Origin of the sequence: Bradyrhizobium sp. UNPF46, from assembly GCF_006658625.1 — a bacterium.
Classification (GTDB): domain Bacteria; phylum Pseudomonadota; class Alphaproteobacteria; order Rhizobiales; family Xanthobacteraceae; genus Bradyrhizobium; species Bradyrhizobium nitroreducens.
In genome coordinates, this window is the sequence record NZ_LFJB01000069.1 from 1 (window position 1) to 25,895 (window position 25,895).

23 protein-coding genes are annotated in these 25,895 nt (G+C 63.3%); 14 read left to right on the forward strand and 9 right to left on the reverse strand.

Translation table 11 applies throughout. From position 1 onward, the window contains the following. Nucleotides 1-203 precede the first annotated feature (203 nt). Nucleotides 204-665, reverse strand: a complete 462-nt coding sequence (locus UNPF46_RS25825) for an Lrp/AsnC family transcriptional regulator (RefSeq protein ID WP_100180759.1) — start codon at nucleotides 663-665, stop codon at nucleotides 204-206. A gap of 134 nt (nucleotides 666-799) precedes the next feature. On the opposite strand from UNPF46_RS25825, the gene UNPF46_RS25830 reads away from it, so the two are divergent. Next, on the forward strand, nucleotides 800-3,163 hold the full coding sequence (locus UNPF46_RS25830) for a thiamine pyrophosphate-binding protein (RefSeq protein ID WP_142251876.1): 2,364 nt from the start codon (nucleotides 800-802) through the stop codon (nucleotides 3,161-3,163). 249 nt (nucleotides 3,164-3,412) lie between these two features. Beyond that, entirely contained in the window at nucleotides 3,413-4,843 is a 1,431-nt protein-coding gene (locus UNPF46_RS25835; protein WP_142251877.1) for an aldehyde dehydrogenase family protein, read from the forward strand. Between the two features lie 190 nt (nucleotides 4,844-5,033). On the opposite strand, the gene UNPF46_RS25840 is transcribed toward UNPF46_RS25835, so the two are convergent. After that, complete coding sequence (locus UNPF46_RS25840) at nucleotides 5,034-6,014, reverse strand: SMP-30/gluconolactonase/LRE family protein (protein WP_142251878.1); 981 nt, start codon at nucleotides 6,012-6,014, stop codon at nucleotides 5,034-5,036. An 89-nt stretch (nucleotides 6,015-6,103) separates the two neighbouring features. Here UNPF46_RS25840 and UNPF46_RS25845 point away from each other — a divergent pair, with 89 nt between their 5' ends. Beyond that, nucleotides 6,104-6,928 (forward strand): NAD-dependent epimerase/dehydratase family protein, encoded by an 825-nt coding sequence (locus UNPF46_RS25845; protein WP_142251879.1) that lies wholly within the window; start codon nucleotides 6,104-6,106, stop codon nucleotides 6,926-6,928. Between the two features lie 142 nt (nucleotides 6,929-7,070). Here UNPF46_RS25845 and UNPF46_RS25850 read toward each other — a convergent pair whose 3' ends face one another. Next, nucleotides 7,071-7,754, reverse strand: coding sequence for a nitroreductase (locus UNPF46_RS25850; protein WP_100180764.1), 684 nt, complete (start codon nucleotides 7,752-7,754; stop codon nucleotides 7,071-7,073). Nucleotides 7,755-8,649: 895 nt separating this feature from the next. On the opposite strand from UNPF46_RS25850, the gene UNPF46_RS25855 reads away from it, so the two are divergent. Further along, complete coding sequence (locus tag UNPF46_RS25855) at nucleotides 8,650-8,916, forward strand: hypothetical protein (protein WP_142251880.1); 267 nt, start codon at nucleotides 8,650-8,652, stop codon at nucleotides 8,914-8,916. Nucleotides 8,917-8,951: 35 nt separating this feature from the next. Here UNPF46_RS25855 and UNPF46_RS25860 read toward each other — a convergent pair whose 3' ends face one another. Next, nucleotides 8,952-10,508 (reverse strand): deoxyguanosinetriphosphate triphosphohydrolase family protein, encoded by a 1,557-nt coding sequence (locus UNPF46_RS25860; protein WP_100180765.1) that lies wholly within the window; start codon nucleotides 10,506-10,508, stop codon nucleotides 8,952-8,954. Between the two features lie 188 nt (nucleotides 10,509-10,696). Further along, nucleotides 10,697-11,377 carry a GntR family transcriptional regulator gene (locus tag UNPF46_RS25865; RefSeq protein WP_100180766.1) on the reverse strand — a complete coding sequence of 227 codons (681 nt, stop codon included), beginning with the start codon at nucleotides 11,375-11,377 and terminating at the stop codon, nucleotides 10,697-10,699. A gap of 174 nt (nucleotides 11,378-11,551) precedes the next feature. On the opposite strand from UNPF46_RS25865, the gene UNPF46_RS25870 reads away from it, so the two are divergent. The 4 genes from UNPF46_RS25870 (at nucleotide 11,552) to UNPF46_RS25885 (ending at nucleotide 16,374) form a co-directional block, all read left to right on the forward strand. Then, nucleotides 11,552-13,267: an IlvD/Edd family dehydratase gene (locus UNPF46_RS25870; RefSeq protein ID WP_174719257.1), complete on the forward strand. Its 1,716-nt coding sequence runs from the start codon at nucleotides 11,552-11,554 to the stop codon at nucleotides 13,265-13,267. Nucleotides 13,268-13,324: 57 nt separating this feature from the next. Continuing rightward, nucleotides 13,325-14,332, forward strand: a complete 1,008-nt coding sequence (locus UNPF46_RS25875) for a TRAP transporter substrate-binding protein (RefSeq protein ID WP_100180768.1) — start codon at nucleotides 13,325-13,327, stop codon at nucleotides 14,330-14,332. A 126-nt stretch (nucleotides 14,333-14,458) separates the two neighbouring features. After that, entirely contained in the window at nucleotides 14,459-15,037 is a 579-nt protein-coding gene (locus UNPF46_RS25880; RefSeq protein WP_100180769.1) for a TRAP transporter small permease, read from the forward strand. Further along, a complete protein-coding gene (locus UNPF46_RS25885; RefSeq protein WP_100180770.1) occupies nucleotides 15,034-16,374 on the forward strand; it encodes a TRAP transporter large permease in 1,341 nt (446 codons plus the stop codon). The genes UNPF46_RS25880 and UNPF46_RS25885 overlap by 4 nt, the downstream gene beginning before the upstream one ends. On the opposite strand, the gene UNPF46_RS25890 is transcribed toward UNPF46_RS25885, so the two are convergent. Both UNPF46_RS25890 and UNPF46_RS25895 read right to left on the reverse strand, forming a co-directional pair. Beyond that, on the reverse strand, nucleotides 16,334-16,939 hold the full coding sequence (locus UNPF46_RS25890; RefSeq protein ID WP_100180771.1) for a histidine phosphatase family protein: 606 nt from the start codon (nucleotides 16,937-16,939) through the stop codon (nucleotides 16,334-16,336). The genes UNPF46_RS25885 and UNPF46_RS25890 overlap by 41 nt on opposite strands. Further along, nucleotides 16,936-17,730 (reverse strand): enoyl-CoA hydratase/isomerase family protein, encoded by a 795-nt coding sequence (locus UNPF46_RS25895; protein ID WP_142251881.1) that lies wholly within the window; start codon nucleotides 17,728-17,730, stop codon nucleotides 16,936-16,938. The genes UNPF46_RS25890 and UNPF46_RS25895 overlap by 4 nt, the downstream gene beginning before the upstream one ends. 228 nt (nucleotides 17,731-17,958) lie before the next feature. Here UNPF46_RS25895 and UNPF46_RS25900 point away from each other — a divergent pair, with 228 nt between their 5' ends. Next, on the forward strand, nucleotides 17,959-19,179 hold the full coding sequence (locus tag UNPF46_RS25900) for an NAD(P)/FAD-dependent oxidoreductase (protein ID WP_100180773.1): 1,221 nt from the start codon (nucleotides 17,959-17,961) through the stop codon (nucleotides 19,177-19,179). On the opposite strand, the gene rbsK is transcribed toward UNPF46_RS25900, so the two are convergent. Beyond that, on the reverse strand, nucleotides 19,180-20,097 hold the full coding sequence (gene rbsK / locus UNPF46_RS25905; RefSeq protein WP_142251882.1) for a ribokinase: 918 nt from the start codon (nucleotides 20,095-20,097) through the stop codon (nucleotides 19,180-19,182). It lies immediately after the preceding gene. Between the two features lie 18 nt (nucleotides 20,098-20,115). Then, nucleotides 20,116-21,009 (reverse strand): sugar kinase, encoded by an 894-nt coding sequence (locus UNPF46_RS25910; RefSeq protein ID WP_100180775.1) that lies wholly within the window; start codon nucleotides 21,007-21,009, stop codon nucleotides 20,116-20,118. 210 nt (nucleotides 21,010-21,219) lie between these two features. On the opposite strand from UNPF46_RS25910, the gene UNPF46_RS25915 reads away from it, so the two are divergent. From UNPF46_RS25915 to UNPF46_RS25935, 5 genes are all read left to right on the forward strand, one after another. Further along, nucleotides 21,220-22,068 (forward strand): VOC family protein, encoded by an 849-nt coding sequence (locus tag UNPF46_RS25915; protein ID WP_100180776.1) that lies wholly within the window; start codon nucleotides 21,220-21,222, stop codon nucleotides 22,066-22,068. A gap of 248 nt (nucleotides 22,069-22,316) precedes the next feature. Beyond that, nucleotides 22,317-22,976, forward strand: a complete 660-nt coding sequence (locus UNPF46_RS25920) for a TetR/AcrR family transcriptional regulator (protein WP_100180777.1) — start codon at nucleotides 22,317-22,319, stop codon at nucleotides 22,974-22,976. A gap of 208 nt (nucleotides 22,977-23,184) precedes the next feature. After that, a complete protein-coding gene (locus UNPF46_RS25925) occupies nucleotides 23,185-23,994 on the forward strand; it encodes an ABC transporter permease (protein ID WP_142251883.1) in 810 nt (269 codons plus the stop codon). A gap of 62 nt (nucleotides 23,995-24,056) precedes the next feature. Then, a complete protein-coding gene (locus tag UNPF46_RS25930; protein WP_181770110.1) occupies nucleotides 24,057-25,049 on the forward strand; it encodes an ABC transporter substrate-binding protein in 993 nt (330 codons plus the stop codon). After that, on the forward strand, nucleotides 25,046-25,894 hold the full coding sequence (locus UNPF46_RS25935) for an ABC transporter ATP-binding protein (RefSeq protein WP_142251885.1): 849 nt from the start codon (nucleotides 25,046-25,048) through the stop codon (nucleotides 25,892-25,894). Before UNPF46_RS25930 ends, UNPF46_RS25935 begins: the two co-directional genes overlap by 4 nt. Nucleotide 25,895 lies beyond the last annotated feature (1 nt).

The window sequence follows — 25,895 nt, forward strand, 5'->3', positions numbered from 1 at the left end:
CCGGGATGTCCTGGCTACACCTGTATGCCGCTGTGCAGCTTCTTGTTACGCAGGATTCGCACAGTGGACCGCGGGTGCCAGCCGGCGCCCGGTCTTCCCTGCGCCCTCTTTCAATTGGGGGGGCCCAACGAAGCAAAGCTCGGGCGAATAAGCCGCGAGAATGAATAGCTATGTCTATCGATGAACACTGGTCTCGTGTCCGTTCACACCGGCAGCGCGATCGAATACTTCACCTGGCTCAGCGCAAAGCTGGACTCGATCGAGGCGATGCCGTCGAGGCGGGTCAGCTTGGTCTTGAGAAACGTCTCGTAGGAGGCGAGGTCGGCCGCAACGACGCGCAGGAGATAGTCGCGGTTGCCGGTCATCAGATAGCACTCCAGGACCTCGTCCCATTTCGAGATCGCGCGGGCGAAGCGATTGAGATCCTCCTCCTTCTGCCGCGCCAGCTTGATCGAGATGAAGACGCTGACATGCAGGCCCAGCGCCTTCTGGTCGACGGTCGCGATGTAGCGCGAGATGACGCCGCGCTCCTCCAATAGCTTGACCCTGCGGTGGCAGGGCGAGACCGACAGCCCAACCTTGTCGGCGAGTTCCTGCATGGTCAGCCGGCTGTCGGCCTGGAGGTAGCTGAGGATCTTGCGGTCGATGGCGTCGAGCTCGGGCATTGGGATGAAACCTGTCATGGGGGCAATCCATTGGTAAAATATCCCAATATCGCCGGGTATGGCGCGAAAAATTGAGAAATTTGGCGCCTCCCGCAGGCGTATCATCGCCCCACCTGATTTCCGGGAGCATTGCCATGCCCGTCGATACCGCCCGCCTCGACACATTGACCGCGCTCAGCCGCAAGGCGCTGTGGCTGTCGTCCTGGACCATCCACCACGCCAACCACATTCGCGCCAATGCGGATGGGCTGAAGGTCGGCGGCCACCAGGCCTCCTCCGCCTCGCTGGCGACCATCATGTCGGCGCTGTACTTCCACGTGCTGCGCCCCGAGGACCGCGTCGCGGTGAAGCCGCATGCGAGCCCGGTGTTCCACGCCATCCAGTATCTGTTCGGCCGGCAGAGCCGCGAGAAGCTGGAGAATTTTCGCGGCTTCAAGGGCGCGCAGTCCTATCCCTCGCGCACCAAGGACGTCGACGACGTCGACTTCTCCACCGGCTCGGTTGGTCTCGGCGTCGCGCAGACGCTGTTCTCCTCGCTGGTGCAGGACTACGTCAAGGCGCATGGCTGGGCGAAGGACCGCCGCGAGGGGCGGATGATCGCGCTGGTCGGCGATGCCGAGATGGACGAAGGCAATATCTGGGAGGCGCTCGCCGAAGGCTGGAAGCACGGCCTGCGCAACACCTGGTGGGTGGTCGACTATAACCGCCAGTCGCTCGACGCCGTCGTGCGCGAGGGTCTGTGGGAAAAATTCGAGACCATGTTCCGCAATTTCGGCTGGGACGTCGTCATCGTGAAGTACGGCCGCCTGATGCGCGAGGCCTTTGCTGAACCCGGCGGTGAAGCCTTGAAGCGCTGGATCGACAATTGCCCGAACGCGCTTTATGCGGCGCTGTGCTTCCAGGGCGGCGCCGCCTTCCGCAAGCACCTGCATGACGAGATCGGCGACCAGGGTCCGATCACGAAACTGATCGACAAGCGCAGTGACGAGGAGCTGCTGGCGCTGATGTCGAATCTCGGCGGCCACGACATGGCGAGCATGCTGGAGGCCTTCGAATCCATCGACCACGATCGTCCGGTCTGCTTCATCGCCTATACCATCAAGGGCGTCGGCCTGCCGTTCCAGGGCCACAAGGACAACCACGCCGGCCTGATGACGGTCGCGCAGATGGAGAAGTATCGCGACAGCCAGAACATCCGGCCCGGCCACGAATGGGACAAGTACGAGGGCTTGCCGCAATTCGCCGCCGAGCTCGACGCGTTCCTCGCGCGCGTGCCCTTCAATCAGGACGGCCGCCGCCTGACCGCGCCCGTGGTCGAAGTGCCCGCCCAGCTCGCCTTCAAGCCGTCGCCGCAGATGTCGACCCAGCAGGGCTTTGGCCTCGTGCTGAACGAGATCGCGCGCGGCGACAGCGAGCTGGCAAAGCGCATCGTCACGACCTCGCCCGATGTCACCGTCTCCACCAATCTCGGTCCCTGGGTGAACCGCCGCGGCCTGTTCGCGCGTGCCGAGAAGGCGGACTTATTCCGCAGCGAGAAAATTCCCTCCACCTACAATTGGGACGCTTCGCCCAAAGGCCAGCACCTCGAGCTCGGCATCGCCGAGATGAACCTGTTCATCATGCTCTCGGCGCTTGGCCTGTCGCACCAGATCAACGGCGAACGGCTTCTGCCGGTCGGCACGCTCTACGATCCCTTCATCGAGCGCGGCCTCGATGCGCTGAACTATGCCTGCTACCAGGATGCGCGCTTCATGGTGGCGGCGACGCCGTCGGGCATCACGCTCGCGCCCGAAGGCGGGGCACACCAGTCGATCGCCACGCCCTTGATCGGCATGGCCCAGGACGGGCTCGCCTCGTTCGAGCCGGCCTTCGTCGACGAGCTCGCCGTGATCATGGGCTGGGGCTTTGAGCACATGCAGCGCGATCCGGGCGAGGGCGGCTCGGTCTATTTGCGGCTCTCCACGCGCAGCATCGAGCAGGCGCAGCGGATCATGACACCTGAGCTGCAGCAGGGCATCACCGACGGCGCCTACTGGCTGCGCAAGCCGGGGCCGAATGCCGAGCTCGTGATCGCCTATACCGGCGCGGTCGCGCCCGAGGCGATCGAGGCCACCGGCTTCATCGGCGAGAGCCGCCGCGACATCGGCCTGCTCGCGATCACGTCGGCGGACCGCCTCCACGCCGGCTGGACCGCCGCACGGAAATTGCGGCGCGACCGCCGCGGCGTGCAGCACCTCAGCCACATCGAGAAACTGCTGGCGCCGCTGCCGCGCGACTGCGGCCTTGTCACCGTGATCGACGGCCACCCGTCCGCGCTCGGCTGGCTCGGCAGCGTCCGCGGCCATCGCGTCGAGGCGCTCGGCGTCGAGCAGTTCGGCCAGACCGGCAGCATCGCCGACCTTTATCGGCACTACGGCATCGACGCCAACGCGATCATCGATGCGGCCGAAAGCCTCACCACCGGCGCGCCGGTGCTGCATCGGAAGATGGCGGTGTAGGCGAGGTAACCGGTCCGTCATTCCGGGGCGCGCGTTAGCGCGAACCCGGAATCTCGAGATTCCGGGTTCGATGCTTCGCATCGCCCCGGAATGACGGCTGCGACAACCTTGCCACGTTCCCGCCATCGGCTCATATAGCCTCCGTCCGCCGCAACGCTGGCCCCGCATATGGCGGGTTCAATTGCCGGCGCTTTCGTGCAAGGATGCCTGCCGAAACGCCCCCACCATGCCCCCAAGAAGAGGTTAACGATGGTCAATCGCATGCAATTCTACATCGACGGCGCCTGGGTCGATCCCGTCGTCAAGAAGTCCACTCCGGTCGTCAATCCCGCGACGGAAGAGGCGATGTACGAGGTTGCTCTGGGCTCCAAGGCCGACGTGGACAAGGCGGTTGCCGCCGCCAAGCGCGCCTTCGCCACCTTCTCTCAGACCAGCCGCGAGGAGCGCGTCGCGCTGCTCACCAAGGTCATCGAGGTCTATAAGGGGCGCCTCAAGGAGATCGGCGCGGCCGTCTCCGACGAAATGGGCGCCCCGCTGCCGATGGCGGAGAAGCTCCAGGCCGGCGCCGGCCTCGGCCATCTCATGACCACGCTCGACGTGCTCAAGAACTATCATTTCGAGGAACCGGTCGGCACCGCCATGGTGCTGCGCGAGCCGATCGGCGTGGTCGGCATGATCACGCCCTGGAACTGGCCGCTCAACCAGATCGCCTGCAAGGTCGCGCCCGCGCTCGCCGCCGGCTGCACCATGATCCTGAAGCCCAGCGAGTTCACCCCGACCTCGGCGCTGATCTTCGCGGAAATCCTCCATGAAGCCGGCGTGCCGAAGGGCGTGTTCAACCTCGTCAACGGCCTCGGCCCCGAGGTCGGCGCCGCCATGAGCGAGCACCCCGATATCGACATGATCTCCTTCACCGGCTCGACCCGCGCCGGCATCGACGTCGCCAAGCGCGCCGCGCCGACCGTCAAGCGCGTCAGCCAGGAGCTCGGTGGCAAGTCGCCGAACGTCATCCTCGAAGGCGCCGACCTCACCAAGGCGGTGACCGGCGGCGTGATGCACATGTTCAACAACTCCGGCCAGTCCTGCAACGCGCCCTCGCGCATGATCGTGCCGTTGTCCAAGATGAAGGACGTCGCCGCGATCGCGAAGGCCGTCGCCGACAAGACCAAGGCCGGCGATCCCCGCGCCGAAGGCACCACCATCGGCCCCGTGGTCAACCGCGGCCAGTGGGACAAGATCCAGGGCCTCATCAAGAAGGGTATCGACGAGGGCGCAACGCTCGTCGCCGGCGGCCCGGGCCTGCCCGAAGGCGTCAACAAGGGCTTCTACGTCCGTCCGACCATCTTCGCCGACGTCACGCCCGACATGACGATCGCGCGCGAAGAGATCTTCGGACCGGTGCTGACCATCATCGGCGCCAAGGACGAAGCCGATGCGGTGAAGATTGCCAACGACACGCCCTACGGCCTCGCGGGCTACGTCTACGGCCCGACGGTCGAGGACGCCAAGCGCGTCGGCCGCCAGATCCGCGCCGGCAACGTCAACCTGCAGGGCGTGCCCAACGACCGCACCGCGCCGTTCGGCGGCTACAAGCAGTCCGGCAACGGCCGCGAGTGGGGCAAGTTCGGCCTCGAGGATTTCCTCGAAGTGAAGGCGGTTGCGGGCTTCAACGCGGCGTAAGCGTCAGCGCGTGAACGAATACGACGCCGGAGCGGGCAACCGCTCCGGCTTTTTTTGTTTTGCTCCGTCGTCATTCCGGGGCGCGCCATCTTCGGCGCGAGCCCGGAATCCATCGTGCAACGGAGTAAGGTGGACAAATGGATTCCGGGCTCGTCGCTCTCGCGACGCCCCGGAATGACGAGCGGAGAAACTATCCCCCCACTGCCCCCTGCGTGTTCACATAAAGCGCGTAGATCGACTGGCTCGCCGCCATGAACAGGCGGTTGCGCTTGAGGCCACCGAAGCAGACATTGGCGCAGCGCTCGGGCAGCGCGATGCGGCCGATCATGACGCCGTCGGGCGCGAACACCACGACGCCGTCGAGCTCGGGATCGCCCATGCCCCAGCCGCACCACAGATTGCCGTCGATGTCGACGCGGAAACCGTCCGGCGTGCCGGGCCCGGCATCGACGAAGACGCGCTTGTTCGAAAGCTTGTCGCCGGACGGGGACACGTCATAGGCGAGAATTTTGCGGGTGGGCACGCCGCGGGATTCGATGAGGTAGAGGATTTTCTCATCCGGTGAGAAGGCGAGCCCGTTCGGCCCGAGCACACCCTCGGCGACGACGGTGGCCTTGCGGGTCTCCGGGTCGAGTCTGTAGACGTTCATGTCGATCTCGGGCTCCGCCTTGTAGCCCTCATAGTTGCCGAGCAGGCCGAAGGTCGGATCGGTGAACCAGATCGAGCCGTCCGATTTAACAACGACATCGTTCGGTGAGTTCAGCCGCTTGCCGTTGAATTGATCCATCAGCACGGTGATGCTGCCGTCATACTCCGTGCGGGTCACGCGCCGCCCGCCATGTTCGCAGGTGACGAGCCGTCCCTGCCGGTCGCGCGTATTGCCGTTGGCAAAATTGGAAGGCTTGCGGAACACGCTGACCGCGCCGGTCTCCTCCTCCCATTTGAGGATGCGCTGGTTCGGGATGTCGCTGCAGAGGAGATAGCGCCCGTCGCCGAACCACACCGGACCCTCAGCCCAGCGCAGGCCGGTCGCGAGCCGCTCCACCGCCGACAGTTTCAGCCAGTATTTTTCGAAGCGGGGATCGAGTGCCTTGATCGCAGGATCAGGGTAATAGGTCGCCGGCCGCCAGCCTTGGCGGAGATCCCCGGAGTGGGACGATGCCTCATTCATGTCGGTTCTCTCGTTTCGTTCCCTCTGGACAATGCTGCTATCATTAGAGACACGTGACCGCAAATCGGTCACCAACGGCGAGGGACAACATGCCGCGTATCTTGATGACGGGGGCTTCGGGCGGAATCGGAACGAGCCTGCGAAAGCTGTTGCCGCCGATCTATCCGGATCTCGTGCTCTCCGACATCAAGCCGCCGGCGGATCTCGGCGCGAACGAGAAATTCAAGGCGGCGGACCTCGCCGATCTCGCGCAATGCGAGGCGATCTGCGAGGGCGTCGACGGCATCGTCCATTTCGGCGGCTATTCGGTCGAAGGCACCTGGGACCAGATCCTGCAGGCCAACATCATCGGCGGCTACAATCTGTTCGAGGCCGCCTACCGCAAGGGCGTCAAGCGCGTGGTGTTCGCCTCCTCGAACCACGCCGTCGGCTTCTATCCGCGCCACCACAAGATCGGAACCGACGTCACGCCGCGCCCCGATGGGCGTTATGGCGTCAGCAAGGTGTTCGGCGAGGCCGTCGGCGCGCTCTATGCCGACAAGCATGGGCTGAAGGTCACGTGCCTGCGCATCGGCAATTTCGGCGACATGCCGCTCGACCAGCGCCGGCTCTCGATCTGGCTCAAGCCCGACGACCTCGTCCAGCTCTGCCGCATCGGGTTAGAGCATCCCGATATCCATTTCGAAGTGTTCTACGGCGCCTCTTTCAACGAGCGCGCCTGGTGGGACAACCATCGCGCCTACGAATTCGGCTATCGCCCCACCGGCCGTGCCGAAGATTTTCGCGAGCACGCGATGGCCGAGCAGGCCAAGCTGAAGCCGGATCCGGTCGGCGACTATTTTCAGGGCGGCGCGTTCTGCAGCATGGAGTACGATGCCGATCCGGGCCGGATCATCGACTGGAAGAAGCGGTAATCCGCGACGGGAGTGTCATTGCGAGCGCAGCGAAGCGATCCAGAATCTCTCTGGAGCGGCAGTCTGGATGGCTTCGCTCACAATGACACGTCGCCGGACCTCGGCAGGAATCGCCTGACAGCCGGTGCAACGTGAGATCAGGCTAGGCCCCGCTCGCAAATCCCACGAACGTCGTCGCTTCATCGACCGACTTGCGCTCGGTGATGACGGCATTGGCAGGAAAGCTGTCATCCGGCCAGCCTAACGCGATGCTTTTCATGATCACTTGATCATCCGCAATTCCGGCATGCTCGCGCACGACGGGGGATTGCATGATGCCCTGGCTGTTGATCACGGCGCCAAGCCCCCGCGACCAGGCCGCGTTGACGAGCGCGGTCGCCACGGCGCCGCAGTCGAAGGCCGTGTCGTCACTCGAAGCCAACTTACGATCGTACGTGATGATCACGCACACGGGCGCGTCGAACTGGCGAAAACCGCGAAGGACCCAATCTTGCCGCTTCTGCTTGTCGTCTCGCGCAATTCCCATCGCGCTGAACAACTGCTTGGCAACGCCAATCTGGCGTTCGCGATGCACGCCTTCGAACGCCTGGCCGGTTCGAAACTCCCGTGAATGCGGCACGCCCGCCCGATTGCGCTCGGTATTGCCCTGACGGATACGATCCAGCGGTGCCCCGGTGACGACATAGAAATTCCACGGTTGGGTATTCATCGACGACGGCGCGCGCATGGCCAGCGCCAGGATTTCCTTGATCAATTCCTGCGGGACGGGGTCGGGCTTGTAGCCGCGAATGCTTCGCCGGCCGAGAATGACATCATCAAATTCCATTTTGCGGCATCCTGAAATTGGCTCGATGCCGCGTTCTCCCTCACGGTTTTGACCGTGTCCACAGCTTTCAGGACAGCAAAAAAGCTCGGTCTTTCCTATTCGCCAATTTCTGCTGGTCGCGCTCGGCAGGTTATTCGCTATTGCATCGCGAATGTCCGTTTTCGCGGTCTTCTCGAATGTTAGTACCGCATTGCGAAGGCGGATACTTACGCGGCGATGGCAGTGATCGATGCCTGCTCTGCGATCAAGGCCTGGTGACAGCTCACATCCGAGCAAGTTTCACCTCGAAGTGTCCAATTTGGTTGGCCAAGGATCGAGAGCGCGGAGCGCGTCTTGGGGGCATTTGATCGGGGATCGAAAGGCGCCTGCCGATTATGGCGGTGCCAGTGCGGATAGCGGTCTGCTTGGGGGTACGGAACAGCCCTTTATCAGGCCAATCTGTCTACGCGGAAATTCAAGGTGCCGCTTACGCGCAGGTGGGTTCTGCCACCTCAATCTTCTCCGCCGAAGCGTGGACGGAGGCAGATGCAGTCCTGCGACGAGCTTGGCTCGTGAGAAGAGGGGGGCTTTTGGCATGATGATCGCCGTTGTCGGCGCACGGAACGATGTCCGCACGTCCTCTTTGAGAGAATTAGGGCGGGAGATGATCCAGAATGACGCCAGGAACTATCATCGGTTAAGATGCCTTTGACGAATCACGATTCATAGTCTGCGTACGGCGGCGTACTGCCGAGTTATGCAATCAGTAGTCGCGCGAGTTGTGCACACCCTCAAAAGAGTGTTGATAGCTTTGTCACAGCTGTCCTTGGCGGCGCGCAGCTCAGGTAAAAGTAGCTCGACAGAGCGAATTGTTCCTGTTATGTTCCAGCCATGAGTCGTACTACTTGGAGATGTCATGTCAACACATGTGCACGTTCAGCGTGACCCAGAGGCTGAGGCCGATCGGCATATCAGCCAAGTGATGGCTCAAATAGCTGACTACAGTCGCGACTATCATCAGCAACAACCAGATGCTCCTCTACGGCATTGTATTGAGATAGGCGCAGGGCGAGTATTCCGCGGCGTGAGTAGTGGTGAAGAAAGCCGTATGGTCGAACTGGCGATCGCGGAGATGGCGGCTCGCTGGCTCTTTGAATCCGCCGCGAAGGAAGCAGCCGAATAAGCAACTATTCTACAAGGGGAGCCCTGCTCCCCTTGTCAAGTTAGTGACGGACCAGCCCAATCTTTGCTGTAGTTACTAAGGTAACGATCCGTCGTTCCAGAAACGAAATCGACCGCTAGTTGAATGAGTCCGTAAGCAAGTTGCTCATCCGTTGCAGTTTGTTCGTCGGCAGGCTGCGCGCCGGCTTCGCAGGGGATCTTGCTGGACGCCACAAATTGAGGGGCTTGGCAGGCCTCGACGAATAGCCTCATCATCTGTCCTTGAGTTTCTGTCGGCATTCTCAAGATGACTTGGACTGACTCTCTACTTCTGATGCCGCGCTCCAGATTGTCGAGTAGATGCTTCGCTAGCTTCTCCAGCGTTGGAGGTCCATCCAACTGGTTTTCTATGTGAGCGGGCATCAGGTCTACTGTTGTCCTGTTGCCCAGCAGATAAATATAAAGATCGTTCAGCGCACGAATCTGCATTTCAAGAACGAACTTTATTATTCGCCCTCCGGCAACCTGCAGTGTCACCTTTCGGCGGCCGCGATAAATGCTCTCATTGCTTTTTGCGCGGATTCGATCTTCGCTGGCCTCAACGCCTTGGGCCGCTTCAGTGCTCCAGAACGAAAATGGTTTGAAGCGGTCCACGACTGATTTGTTCTTGAACACTTCATTGTAAAGCCGTTCCGACGCCAACGTGATCATCTTGTTCACGGCCAAAGATCGAAACTCGGAGATCGTATCGCCTCGGTCCTTGGCTTCCGCGAAGGGGCGGTCGGACTGAGCGAGGAGGGCGAGCTCTCCCAAGGCGAATTTGAAATCGATGTCGCCGTAGATGTAGGCATCTTGTAGATCAGCCGTCAGATAAGCAATATCGTCTGCCGCTTCGACGATCAGTGAGAGCGGGCTCCGATGCAGCACTCCCTTTCCATCCGTTAGTCCGCAAGTCCCGAATACTGTCCTAAAGTACTCGCTTTCGGAATTCATGAAGCCGAATTTTCCTGGCTTGCCACCTTCCTCTGAGCTCCCATAAGGATATTTTACCATGGCGCACAAGGTCGCTGCGCCCAGACGCAATCCTCCATCGTATTTTCTTCCGTTCAATGTGGTGGCGATACGAAAACCCTGAGCGTTACCGTCGAACAAAAGAAAGTCGTTCTTCAGGTCTACGTTACAGAAGGCGTCTTTCACTATCTTGATTGAGTCGGCCGCACGGAAGAACTCGCGGATCGCTTCTTCTCCTCCGTGTCCAAAGGGAGGATTTCCAATATCATGCAGTAAGCATCCGTTGTTGACGATTTGCTGCGCCGCCCGCTTTATCGTTTCCTCACAATTTATCGGGGCAAACACCTTGGTCGCAATAGTCTGGCCAATGTGCGCGACCTCGATCGAGTGAGTGAGGCGATTGCGGACGGCGTCCGTCGTGGGAAATGGATAGACTTGCGTCTTGCCTTGCATTCTTCGGAAGGCCGAGCAGTTAATGATTTTTTCCGTGTTGGCATACGCTATCTCGAACGCGTCTTTCCCCTCTAACGGGAAGAAGCCACCTTCACTTTCTGGGTGGGGCGAGCGCCCGTCACAAATTTCTGTAAAATCGAAGTGTTGCATTTTTCCATAGAGGGTTGGGGTGCAAGAAATCGGTACTGTCCACTCGGGGTTGCATTTTGGCGAGATTTACTAGATGGAACAAGGCCTTTCCGCGATATTCTACGTGCGAAGAAAGGAGGGCCGCTTACCGGCAGGGCAACCTCGCGCAACCGAGATGAGGCGAGTGGCCTCGCTTTGTTGGCTTATTGCTAGCGATCCTCCCCCGCAACCCGCGCCAGATAATCCCTCTTGCTGAACTGCATGTGATCCACGCACAGCTGCGCCAATGCCCAGCTGTCACGGCCTTTCAGCAGCTCGATCATCATCTCATGCTGGCGCCGCGACTGCGCCAAGCCCTCGCGATCGGCGAGATTCTTGGCGCGCATCGGCAAGGTCAGGTTCATGTAGTCCTGCAGCGAGCGCACCAGATAGGGATTGCCGCAAGCCGAGAACAGCGCGAGGTGGAAGGCGTCGTTGGCTTCGTGGATGCCGCGGAGATCCCGCAAGTCGGCCTTCGCGCAATATTGCCGTTGCAATGATGAGATTTCGTCGATCAGGCTTTGCGCTGCGGGCAGGGCGATCATCAGCGCGGCCTGCCGGGTCAGCATCTCCCGGACCTCGTAGATCTGCCGGACCTCCTCGGCCGAGTAGAACCGCACGGTGGCGCCGACATTCTTCTCGCGGCGGACGATGCCGCGGCGTTCGGCGTCCACCAAGGCCTGCCGTACGAAGTGGCGGGAGGTCCCGTAACGCGACATCAGCGCGTCTTCAGTCAGGCGCGCGGCGGGCGCGAGGCGGCCAAAGATGATGTCCTCCTCCAGCCGCGCGACGACGTCGTCCGGATCGTCGAGCCGGATCGGCATGCTGTCTGTGGAGCGAATGTCGGACATGCCCTCAGTCTCCCGGCGTCTGGCCGGCTCGCACTGTGGAGCAGGGAAGGGACAGATTGTCAATAATTCACGCCAAGGAGGGTACGATTTGGCGGAAAATTCGACAATATGGACCAGGCTTATTGACAATCGAGGGGCGGGCTGTACCACAATGGCAACCGCAGGAGTGGCATGATGACGAGTGGGTTGCGCAAGGGTCTGACGAGCTATGGCGATGCCGGCTTCTCGCTGTTCCTGCGCAAAGCGTTCATCAAGGCCATGGGCTATTCCGACGACGCGCTGGAGCGCCCGATCGTCGGCATCACCAACACGTATAGCGACTACAATCCCTGCCACGGCAACGTTCCGCAGATCATCGAAGCCGCCAAGCGCGGGGTGATGCTCTCCGGTGCGATGCCGTTCGTGTTCCCGACCATCTCGATCGCCGAGAGCTTTGCGCATCCGACCTCGATGTATCTGCGCAATCTGATGGCGATGGACACCGAGGAGATGATCCGGGCCCAGCCGATGGATTCGGTGATCGTGATCGGCGGCTGCGACAAGACGCTTCCGGCGCAGGTGATGGCCGCGATCAGCGCCGATCTGCCGACCGTGGTCATTCCCGTCGGCCCGATGGTGGTCGGCCATCACAAGGGCGAGGTGCTGGGCGCCTGCACCGATTGCCGCCGTCTCTGGGGCAAGTACCGCGCCGGCGAGATGGACGACGCCGAGATCGAGGCGGTCAACGGCCGCCTTGCGCCGTCGGTCGGCACCTGCATGGTGATGGGCACGGCCTCGACCATGGCCTGCATGATCGAAGCCATGGGCCTGGCGCTGCCGATGAGCGCGACGATCCCGGCACCGCATGCCGAGCGCTTCCGGCTTGCGGAGGCCAGCGGCAAGGTCGCCGCCGAGATGGCCAAGGCCAAGGGGCCGAAGCCGAGCGAGCTGCTGTCGCCGGCGTCCTTCAAGAACGCGCAAGTGGTGTTGCAGGCGATCGGCGGCTCGACCAACGGCCTGATCCACTTGACCGCGATGGCGCATCGCTCGCCGCATCGGCTCGATCTCGAAAAGTTCGACCAGATCGGCCGCGAGGTGCCGGTGCTGGTCGACCTCAAGCCGTCCGGCGAGCATTACATGGAGCATTTCCACCACGCCGGCGGCGTGCCGAAGCTGCTGGCGCAGCTCGGCGACCTCGTCGATCTCGACGCCAAGACGATCTCGGGCCAGACGCTGCGCGACGTCGTCGCCAATGCGGAAGACGTGCCCGGCCAGGACGCGATCCGTTCGCGCGACAATCCGATCAAGAAGGAAGGCGGCCTCGCCGTCCTGCACGGCAATCTCGCGCCGCGCGGCGCCGTCATCAAGCAGTCGGCCGCGAGCCCCAAGCTCTTGAAGCATACCGGGCGCGCGGTCGTGTTCGAATCCGTCGAGGACATGACCTTGCGGGTCGACGACCCCGAACTCGACGTGAACTCCGACGACGTGCTGGTGCTGCGCAATGCCGGCCCAAAGGGGGCGCCCGGCATGCCCGAGGCGGGCTATCTGCCGATCCCGAAGAAGCTCGCGCGCGGCGGCACCAAGGACATGGTGCGCATTTCCGACGCGCGCATGAGCGGCACCGCGTTCGGCACCATCGTGCTGCACATCACTCCGGAATCCGCCGTGGGCGGGCCGCTGGCGCTGGTGCAGAACGGCGACATGATCAGCCTGGATGTGGCCAAGCGCAGCATCGAGCTTCTGGTCGATGCGGCCGAGCTGGAGCGCCGCCGCGCCGCGTTGAAGCCGGCCGCAGCACCGGAGGAAGCACGGCGCGGCTACGCCTGGCTGTTCAACGAAACCATCATGCAGGCCGACGAGGGCTGCGACTTCGACTTCATGCAGAGGACTGGGAAGACAGAGACGAGCTGACCGAACGACCAACGCTCAGACCGCTCAAAGCGGCGGGCGATAAGACAGGGGGAAACGATGATTGCGCGATCCATGCCAAGATTCTTGAATGGGTTGGCGGCCGTGGCCGCTATGCTTTTCGTCACCGGAGCCGGGGCACAGGAGGTGAAGCATTATCGCTTCGCCTACGACCAGCCGCGCAATACCGGTTATTCCATTGCGGGTGACCTGTTTGCCGAGAAGCTCAAGGAATTGAGCAAAGGCACCATGATCATCGACCAATACCCCGGCGCGCAGCTCGGGCAGGAGCCGCAAGTGCTCCAGCTCGTGAAGGCCGGGGACGTCGAATTCTCGATCATCTCCTCCGCCAACACGGCGACGATCTCGCCGCAGGCGGGCGTGATGTCGCTGCACTATCTGTTCCGCGACGAAAAACACGTGGTCAAGGGGCTGGCCGATCCCCGTGTCTTCGAGGCGCTCAGGACCATGATCGACGAGACCACGCAGGGCCTGCACGTGATCGCGACGGGCTCGCAGGGCGTGCGTCACATGTACTCCAGGAAGGAGATCCATAACGTCGGCGACATCAAGGGCGCGAAGGTCCGTGTGCAGGCGACCGCGACCGAGGACACCATGTTTCCGGCCTATGGCGCCCAGACCGTGCACATGCCGTTCGGCAGCGTCTACACCAGCCTGCAAACCGGCGTCGTCGACGTGGCCGAGAACAGCATCAATGTCTACCTCGTCAACAAGCATTACGAGGTGGCGCCGGTCCTGAACATCACCGAGCACGAAGCCAACAACGCGCTGGTGTTCATCTCCGACAAGCTCTGGCAGAGCCTCTCCGCCGAGCAGAAGGGGTGGGTGCAGACCGCGGCCAACGAGATCAGCACCAAGGAGCCGGCGAAGGCGTTCGAGCTCGAGCGCACCGCGGCTGAGAAGCTGAAGAAGATGGGCGTGAAGATCGTCGACAACGTCGACAAGAAGAGCTTTGCGGCAGTCGCCGATCCCTATCTCGACAAGCTCGCCAAGGAGCTCGGCCCGCACGCCGAGAAGGTCAAGGATCTGATCCGGTCGATTAATTAGTTCCAGCAAGGTCGTCATGCCCGGGCTTGTCCCGGGCATCCACGTTCTTCCTTCCAGCCCGCGCCAAAGTGCGTGGATGGCCGGGACAAGCCCGGCCATGACGGAAAGCCGCAGCCGGGGACAACAATGGCCATCGCCGACAAACTGCTCGTTCAACGCCAGCGCCACCTGAAATGGCGCTGGCTCGACTGGCTCGAGCTTGCGCTGATGATCCTGTGCGGCGTGCTGTGCTTCGGCTTCTCGTTGTCGGTGACCGCCGACATCGTCACCCGCACCATCGGCCATCCCTGGCTGTGGCTCCAGGAAGTGACCTCGACGCTGTTCATCTACGCGATCTTCATCGGAACGGCGGCCGCGACGCGGCGCAACGACCACCTCTATCTCACCGCGATCTCCGAGGCGATGCACGGCACCTCGCGACTGGTCGTCGAAGTCATCATCCGCATCGTCGTGCTCGGCGTTGCCTTCTGCCTCGTCTGGTACGGCTACCAGAATTATCTCCGCGGTTTCGGCAGCTTCCGCCTGCCGTCGGGCACGCCGATCGCCTCGCTCTATGCGATCATTCCATTGTCGGGTGTGCTGATTGGCCTGTTCACCATCGAGCAGCTCGTCAATGGTCTTCGCAACGGCTTCGATCATCCCGAGCCGCCCGAGGAGGATGGAACGCCCGTCGTCACCGATGCGCAGATGAGGGTGCAGCCGTGAGCGCACCCATTGTCCTGGCACTGATGACGATCTGCTTCCTGTCGTTCGGATACCTTGGCGTGCCTGTGCCGTTCTCGCTGATGGCCGGCGTCTTCATCGGCGCGCTGCTGTCCGACGTGTCGCTCGCCGCCATCATCCAGAAGATCTTTGACGGCGTCGATTCCGAGGCGTTGCTGGCGATCCCGTTTTTCCTCCTGGTCGGCGAGCTCATGAGCTCGGCCAATGTGGTGGTGCGAATAGCCAACCTCTCGGTCTCGCTGGTCGGGCACATCAGGGGCGGGCTGTCGCAGGTCGTCGTCGTTTTCAGCATGTTCTTCTCGGAAATGTCTGGCTCGACCACGGCCGACGTCGCCGTGATGAGCCGGGCGCTGGGCGGCCCGATGAAGCGCGAGGGCTATGAGCCCGCCTTCATCGCCGCGATCATCGCCTCGGCCTCGACCATCGCCGCGCTGGTGCCGCCGAGCATCACCGCCGTGGTCTATGGCGCCGTCGGCAACGTCTCGATCGCCGGCCTGTTCATGGCAGGCGTGGTGCCGGGCCTGATGATCGGTTTCGGCCTGATGATCTATTGCTACTTCTTCGGTCCGTCGGGCCTGCGCAAGCCGCGCGCCCCGCTGCGGCAGGTGGTCTTTGCCGCCGGCGATGCGGCCCTGCCGCTGATGATCCCCGTCATCCTGTTAGGGGGCATCCTGACCGGCTGGTTCACGCCGACGGAGGCCGGTGTCGTCGCCGTGGTCTGGATCGTCCTCGTCGTCATCCCTGCGCTCAACCGCGGGCATATCAGGAAGATCCCTTACGATTTCTGTCTCGCCGGTCTGATCTTCTCGCTGCCGCTGATCACGATCGGCGCGGCCAACGCCTTCGGCTGGATGCTCGCTTATTTGCGCGGCGCGACCTACATCGCCGAGTTGATCACGTCGATCGCCGGTAACGACCCGCACCTGATCATGCTGCTGATGGTGCTGCTGTTCACCGTGGTCGGCGACTTCATCGAGCCGGTGCCGACCATCATCATCTTCATGCCGCTGGTCAACGCACTGACAGAAGCCGGCGACATCAACGCCGTGCACATGGGCGTCGTGCTGATCGCAACGCTCGCCTTCGGCCTGATCACGCCGCCTTACGGCCTGGTGCTGCTGATGGCGTCGAAATTCGTCGGCGTCAGTTTTGCCAAGGCGCTGCGCGCGGCCTTGCCGATCTACCTGGTGTTCCTCGGCACGATCGCGTTTGCGATCTATTTCCCGAGCGTGGTGCTGTGGCTGCCGCGGCACGTGCTGCCGGAGTCGGTCGGATGCTTCAAGTCGCCGGCAGGGACGGGCTATATCTGTCCGCAATAGCGACCTGCTCGACGCGCCATTGTCCGGCGTCGCGCAGATAGCGGAACGGGGTGGCGTGGCTGTTCTTGAAATAGCTGCCGGACAGCGCGTTCGCCATCGCCTGCATCACCGCGTCGTGGCAGACGAACAGCAGGTCGTCGTCGGGATGACGTTCCAGCCACGCCGAGACACAAGCCAGCGACCGTCCGGCCATGGCGTCCCAGCTTTCGCCGTCGCCCGTCAGGATCGACACGAGGCCCGTCGCTGATGTGACGCCGTGCTTGATCATGACGTCGCGAACGGGGAGGCCCTCGAGGCTGCCGAAATCGAATTCGATGATGCGATCGTCAATCTCGAGCGGCACCGAGATCGCCGCCGCGATGATCTCGGCGGTTTGTGCCGCGCGCATAAGGGGGCTTGCGACGATGCGGCTGATGCCGACGCCGCGCAGCATGTCGGCTGCCTCGTGCGCTTGCCGCAGGCCGTCCTCGTTCAGCGGGTTGTCGGTCCGGCCCTGGAACAGCCCTTCGCGATTCCAGTCGGTGGCGCCGTGACGAAGGCCGACGAAGCTGCGCGCGGGCGTCACTTCGACTTGCTCGTGAACTTCTTCACGGCAACGCGGAAGTCCTCCGTGTTCATTGCCATGATGATCTTGTGCTCCTCGGCATCGAGCTGCTGCTTCACCGGCGTGGTCGCGGCCTGATAGACCAGCTGCTTGGTGCCGGCGATGGCAGCGGGCGGGTTCTGCGCCAACCGCTCGGCGAGCTGTCGCGTGGCGGCCTTCAGCTCGGCGGCGGGAACGGTCTTGGCGACGAGACCCCATTCATAGGCCTGCTGCGCGGTAAAATTGTCCTCGGCCAGGAAGATCTGCAGCGCGCGGCGCGAGCCGACCGTGCCGACGATACCGACCGTGGAGCCGCCATCCGGCGATACCCCGATCTTGGCATAGGCCGGGGTGAACTTGGCATCGTCGGCTGCGATGCAGAGATCGGTGACGAAAGCGAGGCCCATGCCGGCGCCGGCGGCCGAACCGTGCACGCTTGACAGCGAGATTTTCGGCATGCGCCTGATGATCTCGATGAAGGCATGATAGTGCTTCAACAGCTCGCCGACCACAGGGGTCACCGTGCCGGCCTCGGCGGCCGCCCCGATCGTCTGCAGATCGCCGCCGGCCGAGAAGGCACGGCCTTCGCCTTCGATCACCAGGACCTTGATGGCGTCGTCGCCTTCGATAGCGGCCGCGAGCTGCTCGAGCTTTTGCGCAATCGCAAGGTTGACCGAGTTGAACGCGGCAGGACGGTTGAGCGTGATGGTCGCGATCGGGCCGTCGATCCGCAGCAGGGCGGGATCATCGGGCTGGGAGACTGGTGCTGGCATCCTGGATATCCCCGGCATGAGGTGGTTAGTCGCGACTAAATCGCAGATGGCGAGGGGAGACAATCCCCGCGGTGCACCCTTGCACTGGACAGAACGATAGGCTCAAATGGGCATGCCTTTTCCAAGGGACGGACACGAGCGCCGGCTCCTCGTAAGGTCAGCAACCAAAATCAGCGAGAGAGGAGACGACATGGGTCACGCTCGTGTCTTCCGGAAATGGGCTGTCCAATGAGCGACGGTCCGGTGATCATCGTCGGGGCCGGTCATGGCGGTTACCAGGTCGCGGCATCGCTACGCCAGGCGGGCTTTGCAGGCCGCGTCTGCCTCATCAACGACGAGGCGCATCTGCCCTATCAGCGGCCGCCGCTGTCCAAGGCTTACATCAAGGGCTCCGCCGGGCCCGAGAGCCTGATGTTCCGGCCCGAAAAATTCTACCAGGACCAGAAGATCGAGCTGATCGCGGGGCGCGCGGTGTCGATCGACCGCGCCGCGCGCAACGTGCTCCTCGCCTCGGGCGAGACGCTTGCCTATGGCCATCTCGTGCTGGCGACGGGCGCGCGCAACCGGCTGCTCGATCTGCCCAACGCCAATCTGGCGGACGTGAAATATTTACGCATCCTCGACGAGAGCGAGGCGCTACGCCAGATCATGCCGTCGAAGACGCGGGCGGTGATCATCGGCGCCGGTTTCATCGGCCTCGAATTCGCCGCCACCGCGCGGATCAAGGGTCTCGAGGTCGACGTGCTCGAGCTCGCCCCGCGCGTGATGGCGCGTGCGGTGACGGCCGAGGTCTCCGAGTATTTCCAGGCGCGCCATCGCGAGGCCGGCATCCGCATCCATCTCGGCGTGCAGGCAACCTCCATCGAGGCCGAAGGCGGCAAGGTCACCGGCGTCTCCCTGAGCGACGGACGACATCTGCCGGCCGATCTCGTCGTGGTCGGCGTCGGTGTGCTGCCGAACATCGAGCTTGCGGCGGAGGCCGGACTGCCGGTCGCTGCCGGCATCATCGTCGACGAATATCTTGCAACCGCCGATCCCAATATTTCCGCGATCGGCGATTGCGCGCTGTTTGCCAGCCCCCGCTTCGGCGGATCGCTGCGGCTGGAATCGGTGCAGAACGCCACCGATCACGCCCGCTGCCTCGCGGCACGGCTGACAGGCGACAAGAAGCCTTATGACGGCCATCCGTGGTTCTGGAGCGATCAGGGCGACGACAAGCTCCAGATCGCAGGCCTCACCACCGGCTACGACCGCGTCGTGCTGCGCGGTGATCCCGCCAGGAAGGCGTTTTCGGCGTTCTGCTACAAGGGCGACAGACTGCTCGGCATCGAGTCCATCAACCGCGCCGGCGACCACATGTTCGGCCGCCGCCTGCAGGCCATGGACCGCTCGATCACGCCGGAGCAGGCCGCGGACGAAAGTTTCGACCTGAAGAGCGCGCTGGCGTGATCAACCGGCGCCGAGAACGGTAGCAACCTCCGCAGCCGTCGGCATCGACGGTCCGGCGCCCATGCGCTGCACGCTGATCGAGGCGGCGGCATTGGCGAAGGCGAGGGCGGCGCGCAATGGCACGCCGTCAGCCAGCTGCGCGGCGAGCGCGCCGACGAAGCAGTCGCCGGCGCCGGTGGTATCGACCGCTTTCACCGGCCGCCCGGGCACGACGAGCTCCTCGCCGCCGGCGAGCGCGAGCACGCCGCGCTTGCCGAGCGTGACGCAAATGGTCTGGTCCGCGCGCGCCTGAAGTTTTCGCGCGACCGCGATGATCGTCGCGGCCTCGTCGGCGTCCGTGAGCTCCGCGCCTCCGAGGAAGCCGAGCTCGGTCTCGTTCAGCACGAGGATATCGACCAGCGCAAGCAGCTCGCCGGGCATCGCTTGCGCCGGCGCCGGGTTGAGCACGGTCACGGCACCCGCCTCGCGCGCGCGCCGGAAGAACGCGGCGATGGTCGGCAGCGGAATCTCGAACTGGCTGACCGCGACGTCTCCTTTCAGCATCGGCACGATGCGGACGTCATCGGCGCCGACCAGGCCGTTTGCGCCGGGGATGACGACGATGGTGTTGTCGGATTTGGCCACCGTGATGATGGCCGTGCCGGTGTGCGCCTCGGCCGTGTCCCGGACGTAGCCGAGATCGATGCCTTGATCGCCGAGAAACTGCCTCAGCTCGGCGCCGAACGCATCCTTCCCCAACCGCCCGATCAACGTCGTCCCTGCGCCGAGCCGCGACGCCGCCACCGCCTGGTTGGCGCCCTTGCCGCCGGGGAAATACAACACCTGCCGGCCCGCAACGGTCTCGCCGATGCGCGGGTGGCGATCGGCGGTCGCCACGACATCCATGTTGATGCTGCCGGCGACGAAGACGCGCCCCATGGAGAACCTCGCGCGAATCTAGACCCTGACCTCGAATTCGTGCCTGACCTTGGCGATGTCCACAAGGGTCGGCAGGCCGGCCTCGTTGCCGAGGCGCTGGATCTTGAAGGTCGACGCGGCGCGGGCGAAATCGAAATGCTCGCGCCAGCTTTTGCCGGGATGGGCGAGGTAGGAATAGACATAGGCGCCGTGGAAGACGTCGCCGGCGCCGTTGGTGTCGATCACGCGCTCGCGCGGGATCGGCATCGCCGGCATCACCTGCACCGTCCCGGTTTCGTCGTACCAGAGCAGGCCCTTCTCGCCCATGGTGACGCCGCCGATCTTGCAGCCGCGGCTCTTGAGATAGTCGAGCATCTTCTCCGGCGTCAGGTCCATCTGCTCGCACAGGCGCTCGGCGACGATGGCGACGTCGATGAATTCCAACAGCTCATGCGTGTTGGTGCGCAGGCCGCCGCCGTCGAGCGAGGTCAGGATGCCGGCCTCGCGGCAGACTTTGGCGTAGTGGAGCGCGGCGTCCGGCTGATGGCCGTCGACATGCAGCGCGCGGCAGCCGCCGAGATTGAGCATCGGGAAGGGGTGGATGTGCTCGTCGTCACGGCAGCGGACGATGGCGCGCTTGCCGTCCTTGGGCATGATGAAGGAGAGCGAGGACTGGTTCACCTTCCGCCCGTGCAGCGAGATCGCGTATTTCGCGCACATGTCCTGGAACATGCGTCCCAGCCAGTCATTGGCCGCGGTGGCGATCAGATCCGGCACGATGCCGAGCTTGGCGCAGCAGAATGCCGCCGTCACCGCGTTGCCGCCGAAGGAGACCGCGTAGTCCGAGGCCACGTGCTTCTCGTCGCCGGTCGGCATGTGGTCGGTGATGAAGACGACGTCGATATAGGTCTGTCCGATGAAGAGAGCCTGCATTGCCTGTCCGTCATGCGCTTTGTGGTCCCGGCCGACGCGCGTACTTTAGCACCGGTTCCGCCGAGGGATCGCTGAAATTATTCGCAAAACTGCCGCCCGAAGCGCTTGAGGTCAGCATGCGGCCGGAATACGACCATCACCGGGCAATGCCAAGCCCGGACAAACGCCGTGTTTCGGCTCACAGGTTCCAGGCCAATCAAAGGGGGAGAGATGATCACGGGCCTCGATCACGTCGTCGTCCTGGTCAGGGACATCGATGCGGCCAGGGCGGCCTATCAGACACTGCTTGCCCGCGCGCCTGCCTGGCAGAATTCCGGCGAGGGCGCCGATCGCGTGCTGTTCACTCTCGAAAACATGACGATCGAGCTGATGGCGCCGAGCGGCTTCACCGCGACGGCGGACCGGATGCGCGCGCTGCTCGACGACCAGGAGGGCATGCTCGCCAGCCTGTGCTTCCGTGTCGCGGACATCAGCCGGATGCACCGGCGGCTGGAGCGGGTGGCCTTGGAGCCGGATCCGGTCACCGAGGTGGAGAGCAGCGACGTCGAATCGGGGGCAGTCCTGCATTGGAAGCGTACCCGCGCCGCCACGGAACTCACGCGCGGCGTGCGCATGTTCTTCCTCGAGCTCGCCGACGAGCGACCGCTCTCGGTTGCGACCGACATCGCGCCGATCGACGGGCTCGACCATGTCGTGGTCACCACCGAGGATTCCGAACGGGCCGCCGCGCTCTACGGCGCGCGGCTCGGCCTCGACCTGGCGCTCGACCGCTCGCACCAGGATTGGGGCCAACTGATGTTCTTCCGCTGCGGCGATCTCATTGTCGAGGTGGTGCGCCGGCCCGTCGCCGGCGGTGATCCCCAGCATGACCGGCTCTGGGGCCTGAGCTGGCGCGTCGCCGACATCGACGCCACCCGCGCCCGCCTGATCGCCGCCGGCCTCGACGTCACCGAGGTCCGCAACGGCCGCAAGCCGGGCACGCGGATCATGACGGTGCGGAGCGGCACCTGCGGGATCCAGACCGTGCTGCTGGAGCGGTCGCCGAAGCCGGCGGAGTGATTCTGTCATTCCGGGGCGTCGCGAAGCGACCAGCCCGGAATCCATTCAGCCGCCCGGCCCTGCGGCCCGATGGATTCCGGGCTCGCGCCCAAGAGGGCGCGCCCCGGAATGACGGAGCCAACCAGCATCCTTGCGTTCTCAAGCGCACGCCCGCGTGTTACACGCGTATCGACAGCACCCAGCGAGCACCCGGTTTGGCGAAGGCGAAGGCAAAGCGAACTCTGAAATGGCAGCGCGATCCCGAGGGGATGCGGCTGCGCATTCTCGAAGCCGCCAAGCAGGAGTTCTCCGCCCACGGCCTCGCCGGCGCGCGGGTCGACCGCATCGCGGCCAAGGCCGGCGCCAACAAGCGCATGCTGTACTATCACGTCGGCAACAAGGACGAGCTCTATCTCGCCGTGCTCGAAGGCGCCTATGACAAGATCCGCAGCGAGGAGCGGGGGCTCGATCTCGAACATCTCGATCCGCCCGAGGCGATCAGGCGGCTGATCGAGTTCACCTGGAATTACTTCCTGCGCAATCCCGAATTCCTGTCGCTGCTCCAGACCGAGAACCTAGCGCGCGCAAAACACCTGAAGAAATCGACCAAGGTCAAGTCGATGCATTCGCCCTTCGTCGAGATGATCCGCACCGTGGTGCGGCGCGGCGTCGATAGTGGCGACTTCCAGGTCGCGGTCGATCCGGTGCAGCTCTACATTTCGATCGCAGGGCTCTGCTTCTTCTATCTCTCGAACTCGGCAACGCTCAGCGTGATCTTCGGCCGCGATCTCCTGGACAAAAAGGCCAAGGACGAGCGGCTGGCGCATATGGTCGGTCTCGTGCTGGCTGCGCTGACCGGACAATCCGTGGCGCTGTTCGAGGTCGCGAAGGCACCGAAGTCCCGCGCCGCGGTGGCGCAGACGGCTTAGTCCTACATTCCCTCTGCTGTCATTCCGGGGCGGTCCGTAGGACCGAACCCGGAATCTCGAGATCCCGGGTTCGATGCTTCGCATCGCCCCGGAATGACTCCGTTGGTTTACCGGAACCCGCCGCAAAAAGTCACAGGGAAAGCTCTGGACAGTATTTATCCAACGGGTTAATTTCTCTCCACAACGAAGAAAATGCCGGGAGTGAAAATTGGCCGAGCCGAAGCCGCAACATGCGGTCTCCAGGATGTTGAATGCGGCCTGGGTTCGGCCGTTCTTGTTCCTGGTCTTCATCGTCATCGCCTGGGATCTTTCGATCCGGCTGTTCAGGATTCCCGCCTATCAGATCCCGGCGCCGCTCGACGTCGTCGCGGTGCTGCGCACGGAATGGCCGGAGCTGCTGCGCCAGTCCTGGCCGACCACTTATGCGACGGTCTGCGGCTTCCTGCTGTCGGCGCTGTTCGGCATTCCCGTGGCGATGCTGATCGCGGGCTCGAAGACGGTGGAGAGTTACGTCTACCCGCTGCTGGTGTTCTCGCAATCCGTGCCCAAGATCGCGATCGCGCCGCTGTTCGTGGTCTGGTTCGGCTTCGGCATCATTCCGAAAGTGATCTCGGCGTTTCTGCTCGGCTTCTTTCCCGTGGTGGTCTCGGCGGTGCAGGGCTTCAAATCGGTCGATCCTGACATGGTCGATCTCGCCCGCGCCATGCAGGGCAACCGCTTCCAGGTGTTTTGCGCGGTGAATCTGCCGCATGCTTTGCCCGCGATCTTTTCAGGTCTCAAAGTATCGGTGACGCTCGCCGTGGTCGGCGCCGTCGTCGGCGAATTCGTCGGCTCCAATTCCGGCATCGGTTATGTGATGCAGCGTTCGATCGGTACCTTCGACCTGCCGACGATGTTCGCGGCCCTGGTGATCCTGGCGCTGCTCGGCGTGGTCCTGTTCTGGGTCGTGGACCGGATCGAGAAGCTGGTCATTCCCTGGCACGTCAGCCAGCGCGAGGACATGATTTTCGCCTCGTAACAACAATCAAGGCAACGATTGGCCACCAACGGCCTACGCAACAAAGGCAAGGGAGAGTGACGATGAAGCGGTGGATTGGGGCTGCATCCGTGGCACTGATGGCGTTCGCGGCCATGCCGGCGCAGGCGGCCGACAAGGTCGTGCTGATGCTCAACTGGTACGTCTATGGCGAGCACGCGCCGTTCTATTACGGCAAGGCCAAGGGCATCTATGCCGCCGAGGGCATCGAGCTCGAGATCCAGGAAGGCCGCGGCTCGGCTGCGACCACGCAGGCCGTCGCCGCCAAGACCGCCGATTTCGGCTATGTCGACGTTCCCACCATGATGCGTGCCGCCATCAAGGGCGCGCCCGTGGTTGCGACCGGTGTGCTGCTGCAGACATCGCCAATGTCCGCCATGGGCTTCGTCGACAAGAACATCAGGAAGCCCGAGGATATCAAAGGCAAGACGGTCGCGATCACGCCGGCCGACTCCATGACCCAGATCTGGCCGCTGTTCCTGAAGAAGACCGGCCTGAAGGAGAGCGACTTCAAGACCGTCGCCGGCGACGGCCAGACCAAGCTCAACGCCGTCATCAACGGCCAGGCCGACCTCTTGCTCGGCTACGTCATGGACCAGTCGATGAAGATCAAGGACGCCACCGGCAAGGACGTCTATCCGATCAAGTTCGCCGACTACGGCATCAACATGGTTTCCTCGGGCATCATTGCCAACACCGACTATGTGAAGGCCAATGCCGACCTCGTCCGCCGCTTCATGTCGGCAACCACCAAGGCGGTGGAAGCCGCCGAGAAGGAACCGAAGGCGGCGGCGCAGTCGATCCTCGATGCCAATCCCAAGGGTGGCAAGATCGACACGCTGACGCAGGGCTTTGAGCTGACGATTCCGCTCTACCGGACCGCGGAGACCAAGGGCAAGCGCCCGTTCCAGGTCACCGACCAGAACATGACCGAGACCGTCAATCTGCTGGTCGAATATGGCGGTCTCGATGCCAAGGCCAAGGAGAACCCGAAGGCCTTCTACACCAACGACTATCTGCCGAAGAGTGGCTCGTGAAACCTGCGACAGCCACGAATGAAACCGCGCAGCCGGCCGCGCATCTGAGATTGGTGAGCGACCGGGCTGCCGGCGATGCGTCGGGCATCAGGTTGTCGGGCGTGTCCAAGACCTACCGGACGCGCGACGGCGACGTGCCGTCGCTGCGGCCGCTCGACTTCCACATCAATGACGGCGAATTCTTCGTCGTGGTCGGCCCCAGCGGCTGCGGCAAGTCCACGCTGCTCAAGCTGATCTCGGGTCTGCTGCCGCCGACATCGGGCGAGATCCTGGTCGAAGGCGAGAAGGTGACGACGCCGCACGGCAATGTCGGCATCGTGTTCCAGAACGCGCTGCTGCTGCCCTGGCGCAACATCCTCAAGAACGTGATGTTGCCGATCGACATGAAGCGGCTGCCGCGGGAGCAATATCTCACCCGCGCCAAGGAATTGCTGAAGCTGGTCGGCCTCGAAGGATTCGAGAAGAAGCTGCCATGGCAGCTCTCCGGCGGCATGCAGCAGCGCGCCTCGATCTGCCGCGCGCTGGTGCACGATCCCAAGATCATGCTGATGGACGAGCCGTTCGGCGCGCTCGACGCGCTGACGCGCGAGCGCATGAATGTCGAATTGATGCGGATCCAGCGTGAGACCAGGAAGACGGTGCTGCTGATCACGCATTCGATTCCCGAGGCTGTGTTCCTCGCCGACCGCGTGCTGGTCATGACCGAGCGGCCCGGTGCCGTCGCCGCGATCTACGACGTGCCGCTGCCGCGCCCGCGCTCGCTCGACGTGATGGCCGATCCTGTCTTCACCGAGCTCGTGCAACGCATCCGCAAGCATTTCTTCTCGCAAGGTTCGCTGGACTGAA